Below are 15,612 nucleotides of genomic sequence, written 5' to 3'. Positions count from 1 at the left end.
GGCCTCCGAACTGTTCGGCAATTTCGACCGCGAGGCGTTCCGGGAACGCTGCCGCAGCCCGGACCAGATTCCCTCGCTCGACAAGATGGTCTCCTTCGCCAACAAGCTGCTGACCGAAACCGGCATCGAAAACCTGAAAACCGTGCTGCGACGCATCGCGGCAGCGGACGGTGTGGTGCAGGATGCCGAGGCGCGGCTGCTGGACCTGCTGGATGCCACGCTGCAATCGGAGCCGCCAGAAGAGGCATGAGCGACACTGCGCGCGGTTTCGCGCCCGCGCAGGGTTTGCTATCCCTCAGGCATGAAAGCGCTAGCCGCCGCCTTACTGATTGCCTTCATGGCCGAAACTCCGCTGACAGACCCGGCGGAGGAGGCCCGCGCGCAGGCCCTGATGCGGGAAATCCGCTGCATCGCCTGCGAGAACGAACCTGTCTCCCAATCTTCAGCGCCCATCGCGGGCGACATGCGGGTGCAGATCCGGGAACTGATTGCAGACGGAGCCAGCGACCGCGAGGTGCGCGACTGGTTCGTCAAGCGGTATGGTGAATTTGTCCTGTTCCGGCCGCCCTCCGGTGACCCGGCAGGATGGCTGCTCTGGGGCCTGCCCTTCCTGTTCCTGGCCGGGGGCGCCGCCATCGGCCTGACTCTCACCCGGAAGGACCGAAAGGCCCCCGCCGAAATCCCGTCCGAGGAGGCCTGAACCGGATCGGGACAGCCGCCCAAAACCTGTTCACATCCTGCTGAACTCACCTAACTGTCTTTTAATGACCACATTATGTGTGTCATGTTTATGTTCTGTCCCGTCGCCGGAAATGGCGGCATTTTCAATTCTCTGGAGAGATTGATGTCCAAATTTGGCGTTTCGGCCCAGGCACTTGTCGCAGCGGCTTTCGGCGCAGCAATTATGGGTTCCGCGATTGCGCTTCCGAAGTTCATGGCGAATGAGGCCGGGGCGCAGCCGATTGCCATCCAGGCCCCACCCGGCGCCCCGCTGAGCTTTGCAGATCTGATCGAGAAGGTCGAGCCGGCCGTCGTCTCCGTGAACGTGGTGTCGACCCAGGACCTCAGCAGCCTTGGCGACATGGGCGAGTTCTTCGAACAGTTCCGCGGCATGCCCGGCCTCGAGGAATTCTTCCAACGCCGCCAGCAGGAGCAAGAACAGCAAGCGCCGCGTACCCGCGAATCGCGCTCGCTCGGCTCCGGCTTCTTCATTTCTCAGGACGGCCTCGTCGTCACCAACAACCACGTCATCGACCGCGCAACGCAAATCCAGATCGTGATGAGCGACGGGCGTGAACTGGACGCCGAACTGGTCGGCACCGATCCGCTGACTGACCTTGCCGTCGTCAAGGTGAAGGAGCCCGGCCCCTATCCGTATGTAAAGTTCGGTTCGTCGAAGGAAGTGCGCAAGGGCGACTGGGTCGTCGCGCTAGGTAACCCGTTCGGCCTGGGCGGCACGGCCACCTCCGGCATCCTCTCGGCCTATGGCCGCGAACTCGGCTCGGCCAGCCCCTATACCGACTTCCTGCAGATCGATGCACCGATCAACCGCGGCAACTCCGGCGGCCCGACCTTCGACTTGAAGGGCAACGTGATCGGCGTGAACTCGCAGATCCTGTCGCCCAGCGGCGGTTCGGTCGGCATCGGCTTCGCCATTCCGTCGGAACTGGCGCAGGAAGTGACCGATATCCTGATCAAGAATGGCCGCGTCTCGCGCGGCTGGCTGGGCGTGCAGATCGGCGACCTGACGCCTGAATTTGCCGAAGCCCTCGGCATCGAGAATGTCAAAGGCGCCCTGATCGCCGATGTCACCACCGGAAGCCCGGCAGAGCGTGCTGGCCTCCGCCGCAATGACATCATCCTCTCGGTCAACGGTCAGAAGGTGACGGACTCGACGTCCACCACGCGCCTCGTCGCCAAGCTGATCGCCAACACGCAGAACAAGTTCGATATCCTGCGGGACGGCAAGGCCCAGACTATCAACGTGACGGTCGGTGAGCGTCCGGATGATCCGCTGGCGGCAAACCGCGTCACGCCCGGCGGTATCAACCCCGCCGAACCGGGTGCGCCTTCGGCGATCCCCGGCTCGCTGCTGTCGAATTTCGGCGTGCGCCTGATGCCGATGGACGAGGAAACCCGAGTCCGCCTCGGCCTGCGCGCTGGCGATACCGGCCTTGCGATCACCGAAGTCGTGAAAGATGGCGTGTTCGAGAAAGCCGGCTTCGACAAAGGCATCGTCATTCTCGAGGCGAATGGCCGGGCCGTCCCGACCGTGGAAGCTTTCGAGCGTGCCGTGTCGGAAGCGCGCGCCGCCAATCGCTCGAAGATCCTTCTGGCGATCCGTGTCGGCCAGGTCACCAACTACCGAACTGTCGATATTCCCAAGTAACCCTTCGCGTTCATGGAGCCCAACATGGCGGATACCCTTCATCATCGATCCCTCAAGGTGCTGGTCATCGAGGATGACGCCGACATGGCAACCTTCATCGAGAAGGTGCTGGAAGATGCCGGCCATGAAGTGGAGCGCGCGGCAGACGGGGCGGACGGCCTCGCCCGCGCCCGGTCGCAGGACTTCGACGCCCTGGTTGTGGACCGGATGCTGCCGGAGAAAGACGGCCTGACGCTGATCAAGGAATTCCGCGATGGCGGCGGCACGACCCCGGCCCTTTTCCTTTCGGCGCTCGATGACGTCCAGAACAAGGTTCAGGGCCTGAAGGCCGGCGCCGAAGACTATCTCGGCAAGCCGTTCATTCCCGCGGAGCTGGCTGCCCGTGTCGAAGCCCTCGGCCGGCGCCAGGGCGGCGAGCCGCAGGTGACCGTGCTGAAGGCCGGTGATCTTGAAATGAACCTCCTGACCCGGAAAGTCACCCGGGCCGGCAAGAAGATCGATCTCCAGCCGCGCGAGTTCCGCCTGCTGGAATACCTGATGCGCCATGCCGGCCAGGTCGTGACCCGCACCATGCTGCTGGAAAAGGTGTGGGACTATAATTTCGACCCGCAGACCAACGTCATCGACGTGCACGTCTCCCGCCTGCGCGCCAAGATCGACAAGGACTTCCCGGAGCCCCTGCTCCAGACCGTCCGGGGCGCAGGTTACCGCCTGCAGGGCTAGACGCCCGTGATCCCGGCTGGCAGGTGAGGGGCCATGAAGCTGCCTGCATTCTGGCCGGACTGGCTACGCACCTTCCAGATTCCGAAGCTGCCCGCGAAACTCGCCGGGCGGCTTCCGCGTATTCCGGCCATCCCTCGCCTGCCGATCCCGGAAAAGCTGCGCAAGGCCACGCCGGTCTTCGTGCGCACGACGACCTTCAAGCTGGCGATGCTCTACAGCCTTATGATCGCGGCCTTTTCCGGGGCGTTGCTGGCCTATCTCTATTATTCGACCGTCTACTACATCCGCGTGGAATCAGAGCGCCGGATTACAGTCGAGTTCGAGCAACTGGGGATCGCCTATTATGATGGCGGCATGGGGCGCCTCAGCCAGTCCGTGTTCGAACGGATGACGCTTTCGGGCTCGCCCTTCTACTATTACCTCGAAGATGCGACCGGCCGGAAGATCGCCGGCCACTTCCCCCGCTTGCCCGGCGAGGCGCCGGAGGTGGGAATGAAGACCGTCTATTTCGAATTCGAACTGCCACAGCCGGACGGTTCGATCACACTGCGCCCGGCAGCCGGCCGCATTGCGCGCCTGCGCGACAATGGCGGCGCGCTGATGGTCGCCTTCGACACGGCGCAGCAGACGGTTATTGTTGACCGAATCCAAAGTGCCATTTTCATCGCTGCGCCGGTGGCGCTTATCCTGTCTCTGCTCGGCGGCGTGCTGATCACCCGCGGCGCGGCGCGGCGGGCCGAGGAACTGGCACGCACGGCTGAGGCGGTGATCGGCGGCGAACTCAGCCGGCGCGTTCCCGTGCGCGGCACAGGGGATGAATTCGACCGCCTCGCCCAACGCATCAATGCGATGCTCGACCAGATCGGCAAGCTGGTGGAAGCCTCTCAGAACACCGGCAACTCCATCGCGCACGATCTGCGCTCGCCTCTGACACGCCTTCGCAACCGGCTGGAAACAGCGCTGTCAGAACCACTGACACAGGAAAGCGCCAGCGCCACCCTCGGTGAAACGGTGGAAGAGGTTGACCGCGTGCTCGACACGTTCAATGCCATCCTGCGCCTTGCGCGGCTTGATGCCGGCACCGAGGGCCTACGTGTACGGATGGATCTCAGTGAAGTAGCCGAAGAACTCGCCGAGCTGTTCGAGCCCGCCTGCGAAGAAGCCGGCCTTGGCTTCCGCAGCCAGATCGCGCGCCACATGCTCGTGCTGGGCGACCGGGGCCTGATCAGCCAGGCAGTATCCAATCTGATCGACAATGCCATCAAGTACACGCCCGGGGGCGGGTCGATTTCGCTGACAGTTTCGCGCGGGCCAGAAGCGACCATTGACCTGTCCGTGCTCGATTCAGGCCCGGGCATTCCGGAGGAAGAGCGCCCGAAAGTCATCCAGCGCTTCCACCGGATGGACTCCGCGCGCACCCAGCCCGGCTCTGGCCTCGGCCTCGCGCTTGTCCACTCGGTGGCAGAGCTTCACGGCGGCGAACTGATCCTGTCGGATGGCAACGGCCCGAAGGATCGCCCCGGCCTGAAAGCGACGCTCAGGCTTCCGCGCGCTTGACGGCGCGGCCGGGCCACATAGCGAGCATCGCGCCTAAGCCGATCAGCACGACGCCAAGATACAGCACGTCGACCAGCGGATTGTAATAGACGCGGAACACCCAGCGCGTTTCCCCATCCACATCGCGCGCCTCGCCGAGCGCCGCGTAGAGATCTCCGGTCCCTGTCTTGTGAATGGCAGTTTCGGTCGTCGGCATCATCGCGGCGGGATAGAAGCGCTTCATCGGCTCCAGCGTTGCGCTTTGGCTGCCCTTGCGCGCCGTCAGCACGGCGCGGTCGGCGTACCAGTTCGGCCCTTCGATGGCGCGCACTTCGTTGAGGGTCAGCACCCATCCCGCCACGCTGCCCGAACCACCTTCGGCAAGTGCAAGCGTCGACTCATAGCGGCCGGTTGTTTCGGCAACTGCTCCGATCACGAACAATCCGATGCCGAGATGCGCCAGCGTCATCGCCCACACGCGGCGAGGCAGATTGAACACACGGTTGATACGGATGGCGCGGCGTTTGAGTTCCCAGAGGGAACCGAACACGAGCCATGTGCCAAGTGCCAACCCGAACGCAGCCCCCAGGGGAATACGCATCGGCCCCACACCCAGCAGCGCAAACAGCGCGACCAAAGCCGCGCCACTGATCGCCCAGCGCAGCCAGCCCTTTACATCCGCCTTGCCCCAGGCCCAGCCCTGGACGATGGGCAGCAGGACCAGCACGAGCGCAAGGATCGGCACGAAAGTCAGATTGAAATAAGGTTCGCCCACGGAAATTGTCCGCCCAAACGCTTCGGCGATCAGCGGGAACAGCGTGCCAAGCAGCACGGTCAGCGCCGCAACGATCAGCACGATATTGTTGGTCATCAGAGCGCCTTCGCGGCTGAACAATGTCCAGGGTTTTCCGCCCTCCAGCTTCGGCGCGCGCCATGCGAACAGCCCGAGCGCAAAACCGCCATAGGCGAGGAGGCCGATCAGCAACAACGTACCGCGCTCCGGATCCACCGCGAACGCGTGCACCGAAGTCAGCACGCCGGAGCGCACAAGGAAGGCACCGAGGATCGAGAACAGGAAAGCGAGCACGGCAAGCAGGGCGGTCCAGGCCGCAAAGCCTTCGCGCTTTTCCGTGACGAGCACGGAATGCAGGAGCGCCGCACCGATCAGCCACGGCATCAGGGAGGCATTCTCCACCGGGTCCCAGAACCACCAGCCGCCCCAGCCGAGTTCGTAATAGGCCCAGTAGGAGCCGAGCGCGATGCCAAGCGTCAGCGGCGCAAACGCCGCCAGCGACCAGACGCGCGCCTCCTTCGCCCACACGCGGTCAATCCGCCCTTCCATCAGCCCCGCCGCCGCAAGCGCGAAGACGAATGAATACCCGACATAGCCGAGATAAAGCATCGGCGGATGCAGCGCGAGCGCGGGGTCTTGCAGGAGCGGATTCAGGCCTGCCCCCTGGAATGGTGCCGGATCAAGCCGCAGGTAAGGCGAGGACGCAAACAGCAGATATGCAAGCGCGCCGAACGAGAGCAGTCCCTGAATGCCCAGCGCACGCGCCTCAAACAGCGGCCGCTCCGTGCGCATCACGCCCGCCGCAATTGCGCCGAAACCCAGTGTCACGAGACACCAGAGCGCCATCGAGCCTTCATGGTTCCCCCAGGCGCCGGCAATCTTGTAGACCATCGGCTTGAGCGTATGGGAATTGTTCGCCACCAGCGCGACCGAGAAGTCCGAGGTCACGAAGGCATTGATCAGTGTAAGGAAGGACACGCCCATCAGGCCGAAGGCGGCGATGGCCGTCAGCCCCGCCAGCCGACGCTCGCCTCTCAGGCCGAACACGCCCTGCGCCAGCGACAGGGCCAGCGCGAGAAAGGCCGCGAAATGGCCAGCTTCGATCATCCGCCCGCCCCAAGCGGCTTCAGTTCGCGCGGCTGGTAATTCTCGTCATGCTTGGCGAGCAGCCCTGTTCGGGGCTTTGCTACAAAGATTCCGTCGGGGCGGAACTGGCCAGTCGCGACAACACCTTGCCCTTCACGAAACAGGTCCGGTGCGATCCCGGTAAATTGCACCGTAATTTTGTGAGGGCTGTTGTCGATAATAACGAACTGCATTGTCGCGCCCCCGTCTGTATGGGTCAGTGAGCCTGGCTCCACCCATCCGCCCACCTTCACTTCGCGGCCAGCTTCAGGCTGGCCTTTTTGGGCAAGAATCTCAGGCGTGTAGAACAGGTTCGCATTCTCGCGCAGGGCAAAGAATGCGAGCAGCGCCGCAGCTGCGACGAGCAGGGCGGCAATGCCGAATGTATAGAGGCGGCGGGTGCGGGCGCGCATGCTGTAGGGTATAGGGCGCTCGGGACGGTTTGGGGAGTGCGGCAGAAGGGTCCCTGCCGCTATTCCTCGCCGATTGCTTCGATCATCGCCCGGAAACGCTCCCGGCGGGGGTCACCTTCCGGCAGGCGGGAATAGATGTAGCGCATGGCCTGATTGGCCTTCTCCTGGTCGCCAGCCTGCGCAGCGCCCATGGCCGCGTACATACCGGCCCGCACCTGCGTCTCGTCCAGCTGGTAGGCGCGGGCGTAAAGCCGCGTCGCATCCGGTCCCACAGCGCCGTCAGAAAGTTCCACCAGCACATCCGCCAGCGACACCATCGCCGGCACAAAATTCTCGTCGCGCCGCAGCGCCGACTGGTAAGCGCGCAAAGCGTCGTCCGGCCGGTTCTGCGCGCGCAGCATCTCGCCGATGAAGAAATGCGGTTCCGGCTCGTCCGGCCGGTCAATCACGGCCTGCTCGAGGCGAGACAGGGTCTCCGCCGCCGTCAGCGATTGCGGATCGGTCTTGATCTTTTCCGCCAGCGCCGCCTGCCGCGCGCTCATCGGCTCATCCGCTATCCCGGGCCTGCCGATCGCCACATAGCCCGCAACGCCCAGCGCGAGGCAGGCGCCGAGGATCAGCCATTGCGTGCGGGTGAGAGCAAGAGACGTCATGCGCGCGGAAACCGGAGTGTGGCGGCGAGGCCGCCCAATGCCGCCACGCCAAGTTCAAGCTGGCCCTTATGCAGCTCGGCGAGTTCCTTGACAATCGACAGACCCAGCCCGGTGCCGGGCGTCGTCTCGTCGAGGCGCACGCCGCGCTTCATCGCCGCCGCGCGCTCATCTTCCGTCAGGCCATTGCCATCATCCTCCACAGCAATCGTCAGCGCCTGCGGCGTGTCTGTGATCGTCACGCGCACCTCAGTCGCCGCCCATTTGCAGGCGTTTTCCATCAGGTTGCCGACCATTTCCTCGAAATCCTGCTGCTCGCCGCGGAACATTGCGTGCGCAGGTCCTTCCACCGTCACCTCGATGCCCCGCGCATCGAACAACCGGTTGAGCAGCCGCGCCAGCCCGTCGATCACCGGGCGCACATCCGTGCGCGCGCCAATCGTCTCGGCCCGCGCCGCCATGCGCGCGCGCTTCAGGTAGTGTTCGACATTCGTCTGCATCGCATCGGCCTGCCGGCGCACGACATCATCCAGCTGCGTCTGGCCGGAGGCTTCGTTCTTCAGCACCGCCAGCGGCGTCTTCAGTGCATGCGCCAGATTGCCTACATGCGTACGCGCGCGCTCAACCACTTCGCGGTTATGCTCGATCAGCTTGTTCAATTCCTCCGTCAGCGGACGGACCTCTGAAGGATAGTCACCGCTCAGCTTCTGTGCCTCGCCTTCCCGTACACGCACAATATCCGTGCGCAGGCGCGTGAGGGGTGTCAGCGAATAGCGGATGCCCAGAACCATGGCCGCGAACACGCCGCCGAACAGCGCGATCATCGTGCCGAGCAGCAGGTTGCGGAACTGGTTGGCGGCAATGTCGTTCGGTGTCCTGTCCGCCGCTGCCACCAGGATCAGCGGCGTTGCGCGGTTCTCAATCACAATGGCCTGCGCCGCAACGCGAGAGCGCTGGTCGGCCGGCCCGTCATAGTTTCCAAATTGCGTGACGCCCGGCTGACCCGCCGCACGCTCGATCAGCTCTGAGGTGACCGGAGGGTCTTCGTCCCACAGGCTGCGCGAGCGGAAATCACCGGCGACCGTCATATCGGGATTGAGCCCGATGACTGCCCAGTAACTGCCGGAGTATTGCGTCTGGAACCGCGCTTCGCTCGGAAAGAAGGTGCGGTCGGTATTCGTGATCCGCCCGTCCGGCAGGAAGGCCTCTTCCCGGATCAGCTCGCGCGACAGCGTCACCAGCGTTTCCTGCAGGTCCTGCTCGACCAGGGCGAGCGTCTGGGCGCGGTAGACGGCGGAAAGGGCCACCGCACCGCCAATCAGCACCAGTACGCCCCAGATCGCCGCCGCGATCGTGATACGCCGGGCCAGCGATACGCTGGACCAGCGGTCGATCAGGCTCTTGCGGTCCGGGTTTGCGGCGTCGCTCATTCCAGCGGTTTAGCCGCGTTCGGCGTCAGCCTGCAACGCGCGCTTCTTCCTCGGGCACGATCAGGCGGTAGCCAAGTCCGCGCTCGGTCTGGATCCGGTCCTGCCCGATCTTGCGGCGCAGGCGCCCGATGAACACCTCGATCGTGTTCGAGTCGCGGTCGAAATCCTGATCGTAGATATGCTCTACCAGTTCGGTGCGCGGCACGACACGGCCCTGATGGTGCATCAAGTAAGACAGCACGCGGTACTCGTGCGCGGTCAGCTTGATCGGCTCGCCGTTCACGGTCGCGCGGGCGGCGCGGGTGTCCACCATCAGCTTGCCGCACTCCAGCGTCGCCGCCGAATGACCGGTCGCCCGGCGCAACAGCGCACGCAGGCGCGCCAGCAACTCTTCGGTGATGAAAGGCTTGGTCAGGTAGTCGTCGGCGCCGGCATCAAAGCCTGCCACCTTCTCGCTCCACTGGTCGCGGGCGGTCAGGATCAGCACCGGGAAAGCCTTGCCCTCCTTGCGCCAGCTCTTCAGCACACTGACGCCATCGATCTTCGGCAGGCCGAGATCGAGGATCACCGCGTCATAGGGCTCGGTCTCGCCGAGGAACTGTCCGTCCTCGCCATCGGCAGCGAGGTCAACGGCATAGCCGGCCTGCGACAGCGCATCCGCAAGCTGGCGCCGCAGGTCTGCATCATCTTCGACAACGAGAATTCGCATCTCAGGTCTCTCCAATTTCCAACAGGGGTCAGCCGCCGCGCCGGTCGATCACCGCACCGGTCTGCGCGTTTACCGTGATCTTCAGCTTGCGGCCATCTTCGGTCAGCCAGTCAATCTCGTAAACCGCGCTGCCGGCGTCCTGCGAATAAAGCTCCGCATTCAGATGGTAGCCGCCATAGTCGCGCTTCAGGTTCTTGAGAATCTGCGAGAGCGGAACGGTCCGGCCTTCCTTGCGGGCATCGCGCGCTTCGCCCGGCGAGAACTGGTTGCCCCAGCCCTGGTCCTGCAGCTGCGCGACCGGGCCGCCCGTCCACGGGTCGGGCGCTGGCCCGCGATCCCGTCCATTGCCCTGTGCAAGGGCGCCGGGGGCGAGGATCAGGCCGCAGGCGGCAAGAAGGGCAATCGTGCGTCTCATGGCGCTCCATATGCGGGCGAGGCTCTGAACGTTAAGTGAATGGTGCAGTTCAGCTGCAGTCACCCTAGCGCCAGCCCGCAATGATCACCCCTGCAACCAGTATTCCAAGCAGCAGGTGGATACCATCCAGAACCAGATGTCCAATCTTTTCAGGGCTGTAAACGAAGTTGTACATCCGCGCCGGCAGCACCAGGAAGAACCAGATCTGGACCGCGATCACCACACCCACGGCGATATTGTCCACCCGCGCCAGCTTGAACAGGATGGCGAGCCCGATGGCCGTGAGAATCGGCATGACCGGCGACAGAAACATCTTCCAGCTGTGCGGCTGCAGCTGTTCCTTGGTGTATCCGGTCAGCTTCAGCCACAGGCCGGAGAAGACCAGCCCGTAGATCAGGAAGCCAATGGCATAGATCGCCGCGGCCGCAGCCAGCACAGCGAGCCAGTTATCGCCGGCGATATAGACGATATCAGATTGCGGCATCGTACCCTCCCCAGAGTTGCCGCCGGGGAAGCTACGCCTGAAGCCGGGGCGAGTCGAGACGCCCCGATCCTGCCCTCAGAGCCGGGACGAATCGATCTCGACATCCGCATGCATCCACACATGCTCGAAATGCTCACGCAGGTGCATCGCCTCTGTCTTCTTGCCCTGTTTCTCGAGCGCGCCCGCAAGGCCCGCCATCGACCAGCCATTGTGGGGATACTCCTCAAGGTCGCGGCGGTAGACGGCCTCTGCTTCAGCATACCGCTTCGCCTTCATCAGCGCCTCGCCCAGAGATTGCCGCGTCGGATAGTACCAGAACGGCGGCTCCATGTAGGGCAACGTATCCTGAAGGGTGACTGCCGCCTCGAAATGCGCAATCGCTTCCTTACTCTTGCCCTTCGCCTGCGCGATTTCGCCCAGCAGGAGCTGATCGGCAATGTTCAGCAGAACCGAGGCCGGATAGTCGTTGGTATCCAGGAACTGGATTTGAACCGTATCCTTCAGCCCCGCAAGCATCCCCTGTTCGGCGCCGGCAGCCTTGAGATCGCCTGTGCGTGTGAGCGCGACTCCGCGCGCATAGTACCAGATGCCGCGTGAATAATCCCTGTCCGTAGGCGGATCATCCAGACCCAGAACATCTTCCCATTTCCCGAACTGAACCTTCGACAAAAGCGGGATCGTCTTGAAGAATTCGATCGTCGGGAATTCCTCGATCTGCTCCATACGCACATTCTTCGCCACTTTTTCCGCCGCTTCAAAGGTCAGCGCGCTTTGCCCGGACATGCCCGCCGCCGCCCACAGGAAGTGGATATTGTGCGGATAGTACATCGCCGGATAGAAGCCCTGCGCATTGCACTGGGCGATATAATCCTCGTCCACCTTGGCCGCCTGGATGTTCGCCTTTGCGGCATCATCATACCGGCCGACGCGCCAGAAGATGTGCGCCGGCATGTGCACCAGATGACCGGAGCCCGGCACCAGCGTCAGCAACCGGTCCGCCTCATCCTCCGCCCGCCCCGGATCGTCCGAGGCTTCCACGGCGTGCAGGTAGAGATGCAAGGCCAGCGGATGGTTCGGCGAGCGTTCGATGATCGTCTCCAGCGCCTCAATCACCTTCACCGTCTCCGGTTTCGGTGATCCGTCTGCGGACCAATAGTCCCACGGCATCGTGTTCATCAGCGCTTCGGCATAGATCGCCGCGGCGTCATCATCTTCAGGGTGTGCCTCGACATACGCACCGATGGCTTCTGCCCAGGCAATATCCTGCGGATCGCGCTCGGCGTTGAAATCCGCACTGTAGCGTTGTGCGAGCGCATCGATCAGCCCCTGCTCCTGCGGTGTCGCCTTGTCCTTCAGCGCAATGGCCTTCTGGATCGCCGCATACGCCGCCTCCCGGTCCGCCATCGACATGACGGCCTTGCCCTTGCTCGTCACATTGATATTCGGCCCCGTCGCCAGCGCTTCGCCCCAGAAACACATCGCGCAGTCTGGATCGAGCGTCTGCGCCGCGCGGAACGAGCGGATGCTCTCGGCATGGTTGAAGCCGAAAGACAGCACCATGCCCTGGTTGAAGTATTTCTGCGCGTCCGGGCTCGTGGTCGAGATCGTCCGGTGGAAGTCTCCCATTCCTTCGAACAGCGGCGCTCCGGCCCGTTCCGCAAGGCTGAGCTCCGGTTCGGCCACAACTTCCGGCGCAATCTGCGCCTCTTCCACCTTTGGCTCAGGCTTGAACCACTCATACACGGTGTGACATCCGCCGAGCATCAAAGCTCCGGCGAAAGCAGCGAGAATCCTGATTTTCATGGCTATGTCCCCATCACCGATCATCCGGTTCACAGATGATTTCTTATGCTGCGGCCCTCATACCACACCCGGCCACAAAAGTTTAGGCCGCCGCCCTACCGCCCCTCGGCCCAGCGGCGCAGGCCGTCATCCTTCGGGTCGGCGAGGACGATCTCGATACGGACATAGAGGTCGCCCGGCGGCGCCACCTGCACCCCCTTGCCTTTCAGGCGTAGCTGCGCGCCCGTATTCGTGCCCGGCGGTACTTTCAGCGACACCGGCCCGGAAGGTGTGCGCACCTCCACCGTGCCACCGAGAATCGCCGTGCGCAGATCCACGCTCAGCGGCATGCGCAGGTCCTTGCCCTCTCGAGTCCAGACCGGGCTCGGCAGCACCTCAACTTCCAGCAGCGCATCGCCCGGCGCCCCGCCCGAAGGCGAAGGCTGGCCCTGGCTTTTCAGCCGCAGCGTCTGCCCACTGGTGATGCCTGCCGGAATGTTCACGTCCAGCGCGCTGCCATCCGCCATCGTCATCCGCCGCCGCGCGCCGGTGACGGCATCCTCGAACGCGATCTCGACCCGGTAGCGCACATCGCGCCCCTTCTGCGGTCCCGGACTCCGCCGCCGCGCGCCGCCGCCGAACATGCCCGAGAGGATATCCTCAAACGGATCGCCCTGCGCCCCGCCGAACGGACTGCCCCCGCGGCTCTCCCAACGGTAGCCACCCGGATCGCCCCCTGCGAACCCGCGCGGATTGCCCTCGCCGTCAATCTCGCCGCGATCAAACTTTGCCCGCTTCTCGGCATCACCGACAATTTCAAAGGCCTGCGTTACGCGCTTGAATTCTTCTTCCTTCTTCTCATCGCCCTTGGTGCGATCAGGATGAAGCTCCATCGCCTTCTTGCGATACGCCTTCTTGATTTCGGCCTCGGTGGCCGAGCGGGGCACGCCCAGAACTGCGTAAGGATCAAGCGCCAAGACCCGGCCTCCTTGCCACGGCTGATTATGCGAACCTTACAGGTAAGGTGATCCGGGCCCGATTGAAAGCCACGGACCGGTGCGGCCATCCGGCCCGATTTCCGCCACCCGCAGCGCAAGCGTTCCCGGCGGCACAGCGCAGGCCGGCACGTCCACCTCGATACGCCCGCCAAAGCCGCCACCCGTATCAAACTCCGCCGCAAACCGCCCTTCATTCGGCGCGTCCGGAAAGCTCCAGCTGTCGGCAATCTCCCGTCCGCGCCGTATCCAGCTCGCCGCGCCCTCCCGCACCCGCAACTGGCAAGGCTGCCAAGGCAGGCCCGCCCGATTGCCGAACCGCTCCGTTTGCGCCTCCCCGGTGCCCGCTTTCCAGGCAAGCTCCAATCCTGTCTCCAAGGGTGCCAGCGCCGCTGCCTCCACCGCACTGTCCAGCAGCACAAACCGCGCACCCACCTCCACCGCCCCGGTCAGTCCCCCGCCCTGCCCCCGCAGCAAACCGCTCAGCCGCCACGTCTCCGGCGCCACCAGCTCCGCCTCCAGAAATTGCACCAGCTCCCACCCCGCCTCCGTCTCCAGCAGTGCAGAATTGCCGCCCGCCAGCACCGCCGCCTCCGGCAGGCTCACGAACGCGCCCGCAGGCGCCGCCACCATCAGCGCGCCGCCCCTGTCCCACCGGCCCGCAGGCCCTGCCGCCACCGGCTCCATCAGCCGCCCGATCACGGCAGGCTGCTCCAGTGTCACCCGCAAGGACAGCTCCTCCACAGTCGCCCCCGCCCGCACCGCCATCTCCCCCGGCCAAGGGTCAGAAAACGCCGCTACCAGCGGCCCGGCCTCACCTCCTGCTGGCGCGGGCGCATCCATCACCACAAGGTCCGCCTGCGGATAAACCGCTGCAACCTCCGGCGCCCTCCCGGGCTCCCCGAAGCGCGCCCGTCCCAGCTCCCCCGCATCCGCTGACAGCAGCAGGTGCCGCTCCGCTCCTCGATCCGTGATCGCCTCAATGCGCCACACCTCTTCGCTGCCCCCAAACCGCACCCGGTCGCCGGTCTCCAGCGCCGCCAATTCCGGCCCGCCAGACACGTCCGCCACCCGCGCTTCCGTCATCGACGCCAGCAGGTGCGCCGCAATCGCCTCCGCCCGCCCCGCTGACACGGCCAGTGGCAGCGCCACATCCGCCACCTGCCGGGCATCGCCCGTGCCCCGCCGCGCCTCCACCACCATCGGCGCATGGTCCGCCTCCGGATCAATGCATGTCAGCCGCAGCCGCTCCGGCGCCTTGTCCATCAGCTGTCGCGTCCGGCGCAGCTCATCAAGGTTCACCGCGCCTGCGTTCACCTCATGCACCACTTCCTCGCCCGCCATACGGAACACCAGCGTCCCGCCGCGCTCCACCGCTTCAAATCCGAACGCCGCCGCCAGCGGCTCCAGCGCCGCGCGTACTGACGAAACGCCCGTGCGCACATAGCCTTCCACCACACCGTCCAGCCCGCTCACGTCCACCGGCGCAACGCCGCCCGCCTCGCAGATGTCCGCCACAACAGCGCTCAGCGGCGCGAGGCCTGAGCGCCCGTTCAGCCAATGCCCGCGCGCCCAGTTGCCACCATCGCCCCACACATCCAGCCGCATCGGCCAGGCCGGAAACGGCCGCGCATCCCACGCCCACACATGCGCCACACCGCCAAAATGCCCCAGCGCCGCCGCCAGCAATCGCCGCTGCACCACATCATCCCGCCCGCCATTCGAAAACGGTGGTAGTCCGCTCTCGGAGCTTTTCGGATCAAAGAACAGGTTCGGCGCATTACCCGCCTTGTCGACCGCCGCAAAGCCGACCTCCGACAGCCGCACCGGCTTCAGCCCCGGCGACCAACCTGTCGGCGCCTCAGCCCGCACCCCGCCCGGCCGCGGATAGTGATACGCCCCCGCCCAACCGGTCAGGTCCTTCTGCCGGAACACCCAATGCTCCCCATGCGCCGTGTCGATGATCGGTGTACGGATTTGCGCCGCCCGGTCCTCCGCATTGGCGTAGTACCAGTCATACGCCTCCCCGCCTACAAGCTGCGCCGCGAGGTAATCCGCATCATCCGCCGCCCGGTATCCTGCCAGCGCGTCCAGATGTCCCGCCCCGTCCCGCCAGTCCCCCATCGGCGGATACCAGTCGATGCCCACGAAATCCACATCCGGATGCG

At 64.7% G+C, this 15,612-nt stretch carries 15 protein-coding genes; 5 read left to right on the top strand and 10 right to left on the bottom strand.

The window, feature by feature from the left end; translation table 11 throughout:
- From ACK4TE_RS14935 to ACK4TE_RS14915, 5 genes are all read left to right on the top strand, one after another.
- The coding region (locus ACK4TE_RS14935) for a hypothetical protein (RefSeq protein WP_409912332.1) at positions 1–250 on the top strand (250 nt) is incomplete at its 5' end.
- A gap of 51 nt (positions 251–301) precedes the next feature.
- Complete coding sequence (locus tag ACK4TE_RS14930) at positions 302–700, top strand: cytochrome c-type biogenesis protein CcmH (protein WP_409912331.1); 399 nt, start codon at positions 302–304, stop codon at positions 698–700.
- Between the two features lie 144 nt (positions 701–844).
- Positions 845–2,389 carry a Do family serine endopeptidase gene (locus ACK4TE_RS14925; RefSeq protein WP_409912330.1) on the top strand — a complete coding sequence of 515 codons (1,545 nt, stop codon included), beginning with the start codon at positions 845–847 and terminating at the stop codon, positions 2,387–2,389.
- A 24-nt stretch (positions 2,390–2,413) separates the two neighbouring features.
- Positions 2,414–3,112 carry a response regulator transcription factor gene (locus tag ACK4TE_RS14920; RefSeq protein WP_409912329.1) on the top strand — a complete coding sequence of 233 codons (699 nt, stop codon included), beginning with the start codon at positions 2,414–2,416 and terminating at the stop codon, positions 3,110–3,112.
- A 33-nt stretch (positions 3,113–3,145) separates the two neighbouring features.
- Positions 3,146–4,669 (top strand): sensor histidine kinase, encoded by a 1,524-nt coding sequence (locus ACK4TE_RS14915; protein WP_409912328.1) that lies wholly within the window; start codon positions 3,146–3,148, stop codon positions 4,667–4,669.
- Here the strand turns inward: ACK4TE_RS14915 and ACK4TE_RS14910 are convergent.
- The 10 genes from ACK4TE_RS14910 to ACK4TE_RS14865 all read right to left on the bottom strand — a co-directional run.
- Positions 4,650–6,548, bottom strand: coding sequence for a heme lyase CcmF/NrfE family subunit (locus ACK4TE_RS14910; RefSeq protein WP_409912327.1), 1,899 nt, complete (start codon positions 6,546–6,548; stop codon positions 4,650–4,652). The two genes, ACK4TE_RS14915 and ACK4TE_RS14910, sit on opposite strands and share 20 nt — an antisense overlap.
- Positions 6,545–6,979, bottom strand: coding sequence for a cytochrome c maturation protein CcmE (locus ACK4TE_RS14905; RefSeq protein WP_409912326.1), 435 nt, complete (start codon positions 6,977–6,979; stop codon positions 6,545–6,547). Before ACK4TE_RS14905 ends, ACK4TE_RS14910 begins: the two co-directional genes overlap by 4 nt.
- 59 nt (positions 6,980–7,038) lie before the next feature.
- Positions 7,039–7,632 carry a tetratricopeptide repeat protein gene (locus tag ACK4TE_RS14900; protein ID WP_409912325.1) on the bottom strand — a complete coding sequence of 198 codons (594 nt, stop codon included), beginning with the start codon at positions 7,630–7,632 and terminating at the stop codon, positions 7,039–7,041.
- Positions 7,629–9,059: an ATP-binding protein gene (locus ACK4TE_RS14895; protein ID WP_409912324.1), complete on the bottom strand. Its 1,431-nt coding sequence runs from the start codon at positions 9,057–9,059 to the stop codon at positions 7,629–7,631. The genes ACK4TE_RS14900 and ACK4TE_RS14895 overlap by 4 nt, the downstream gene beginning before the upstream one ends.
- Positions 9,060–9,084: 25 nt before the next feature.
- Positions 9,085–9,768, bottom strand: coding sequence for a response regulator transcription factor (locus ACK4TE_RS14890; RefSeq protein ID WP_409912323.1), 684 nt, complete (start codon positions 9,766–9,768; stop codon positions 9,085–9,087).
- 28 nt (positions 9,769–9,796) lie between these two features.
- Positions 9,797–10,183 carry a PepSY domain-containing protein gene (locus ACK4TE_RS14885; protein ID WP_409912322.1) on the bottom strand — a complete coding sequence of 129 codons (387 nt, stop codon included), beginning with the start codon at positions 10,181–10,183 and terminating at the stop codon, positions 9,797–9,799.
- 64 nt (positions 10,184–10,247) lie between these two features.
- On the bottom strand, positions 10,248–10,667 hold the full coding sequence (locus ACK4TE_RS14880) for a DUF1761 domain-containing protein (RefSeq protein ID WP_409912321.1): 420 nt from the start codon (positions 10,665–10,667) through the stop codon (positions 10,248–10,250).
- A 75-nt stretch (positions 10,668–10,742) separates the two neighbouring features.
- The gene (locus tag ACK4TE_RS14875; RefSeq protein ID WP_409912320.1) at positions 10,743–12,470 is read right to left on the bottom strand and encodes a tetratricopeptide repeat protein; all 1,728 of its coding nucleotides are present in this window, start codon (positions 12,468–12,470) and stop codon (positions 10,743–10,745) included.
- A gap of 95 nt (positions 12,471–12,565) precedes the next feature.
- Entirely contained in the window at positions 12,566–13,426 is an 861-nt protein-coding gene (locus tag ACK4TE_RS14870; protein ID WP_409912319.1) for a DnaJ C-terminal domain-containing protein, read from the bottom strand.
- Positions 13,427–13,462: 36 nt separating this feature from the next.
- Positions 13,463–15,612: glycoside hydrolase TIM-barrel-like domain-containing protein (locus ACK4TE_RS14865; RefSeq protein ID WP_409912318.1), on the bottom strand; the 2,150-nt coding region annotated here is incomplete at its 5' end.

It is taken from the genome of Hyphomonas sp., from assembly GCF_046313975.1.
Taxonomy (GTDB): Bacteria; Pseudomonadota; Alphaproteobacteria; order Caulobacterales; family Hyphomonadaceae; genus Hyphomonas.
The sequence above is the reverse complement of the archived record's forward strand: the minus strand, read 5'-3'. Positions and strand labels throughout refer to the sequence as shown.

Bases quoted from the DNA above. Each gene is read 5' to 3' on its own strand.
- ACK4TE_RS14930 (WP_409912331.1), top strand. From the start codon at position 302: ATGAAAGCGCTAGCCGCCGCCTTACTGATTGCCTTCATGGCCGAAACT.
- ACK4TE_RS14925 (WP_409912330.1), top strand. From the start codon at position 845: ATGTCCAAATTTGGCGTTTCGGCCCAGGCACTTGTCGCAGCGGCTTTC.
- ACK4TE_RS14920 (WP_409912329.1), top strand. From the start codon at position 2,414: ATGGCGGATACCCTTCATCATCGATCCCTCAAGGTGCTGGTCATCGAG.
- ACK4TE_RS14915 (WP_409912328.1), top strand. From the start codon at position 3,146: ATGAAGCTGCCTGCATTCTGGCCGGACTGGCTACGCACCTTCCAGATT.
- ACK4TE_RS14910 (WP_409912327.1), bottom strand. From the start codon at position 6,548: ATGATCGAAGCTGGCCATTTCGCGGCCTTTCTCGCGCTGGCCCTGTCG.
- ACK4TE_RS14905 (WP_409912326.1), bottom strand. From the start codon at position 6,979: ATGCGCGCCCGCACCCGCCGCCTCTATACATTCGGCATTGCCGCCCTG.
- ACK4TE_RS14900 (WP_409912325.1), bottom strand. From the start codon at position 7,632: ATGACGTCTCTTGCTCTCACCCGCACGCAATGGCTGATCCTCGGCGCC.
- ACK4TE_RS14895 (WP_409912324.1), bottom strand. From the start codon at position 9,059: ATGAGCGACGCCGCAAACCCGGACCGCAAGAGCCTGATCGACCGCTGG.
- ACK4TE_RS14890 (WP_409912323.1), bottom strand. From the start codon at position 9,768: ATGCGAATTCTCGTTGTCGAAGATGATGCAGACCTGCGGCGCCAGCTT.
- ACK4TE_RS14885 (WP_409912322.1), bottom strand. From the start codon at position 10,183: ATGAGACGCACGATTGCCCTTCTTGCCGCCTGCGGCCTGATCCTCGCC.
- ACK4TE_RS14880 (WP_409912321.1), bottom strand. From the start codon at position 10,667: ATGCCGCAATCTGATATCGTCTATATCGCCGGCGATAACTGGCTCGCT.
- ACK4TE_RS14875 (WP_409912320.1), bottom strand. From the start codon at position 12,470: ATGAAAATCAGGATTCTCGCTGCTTTCGCCGGAGCTTTGATGCTCGGC.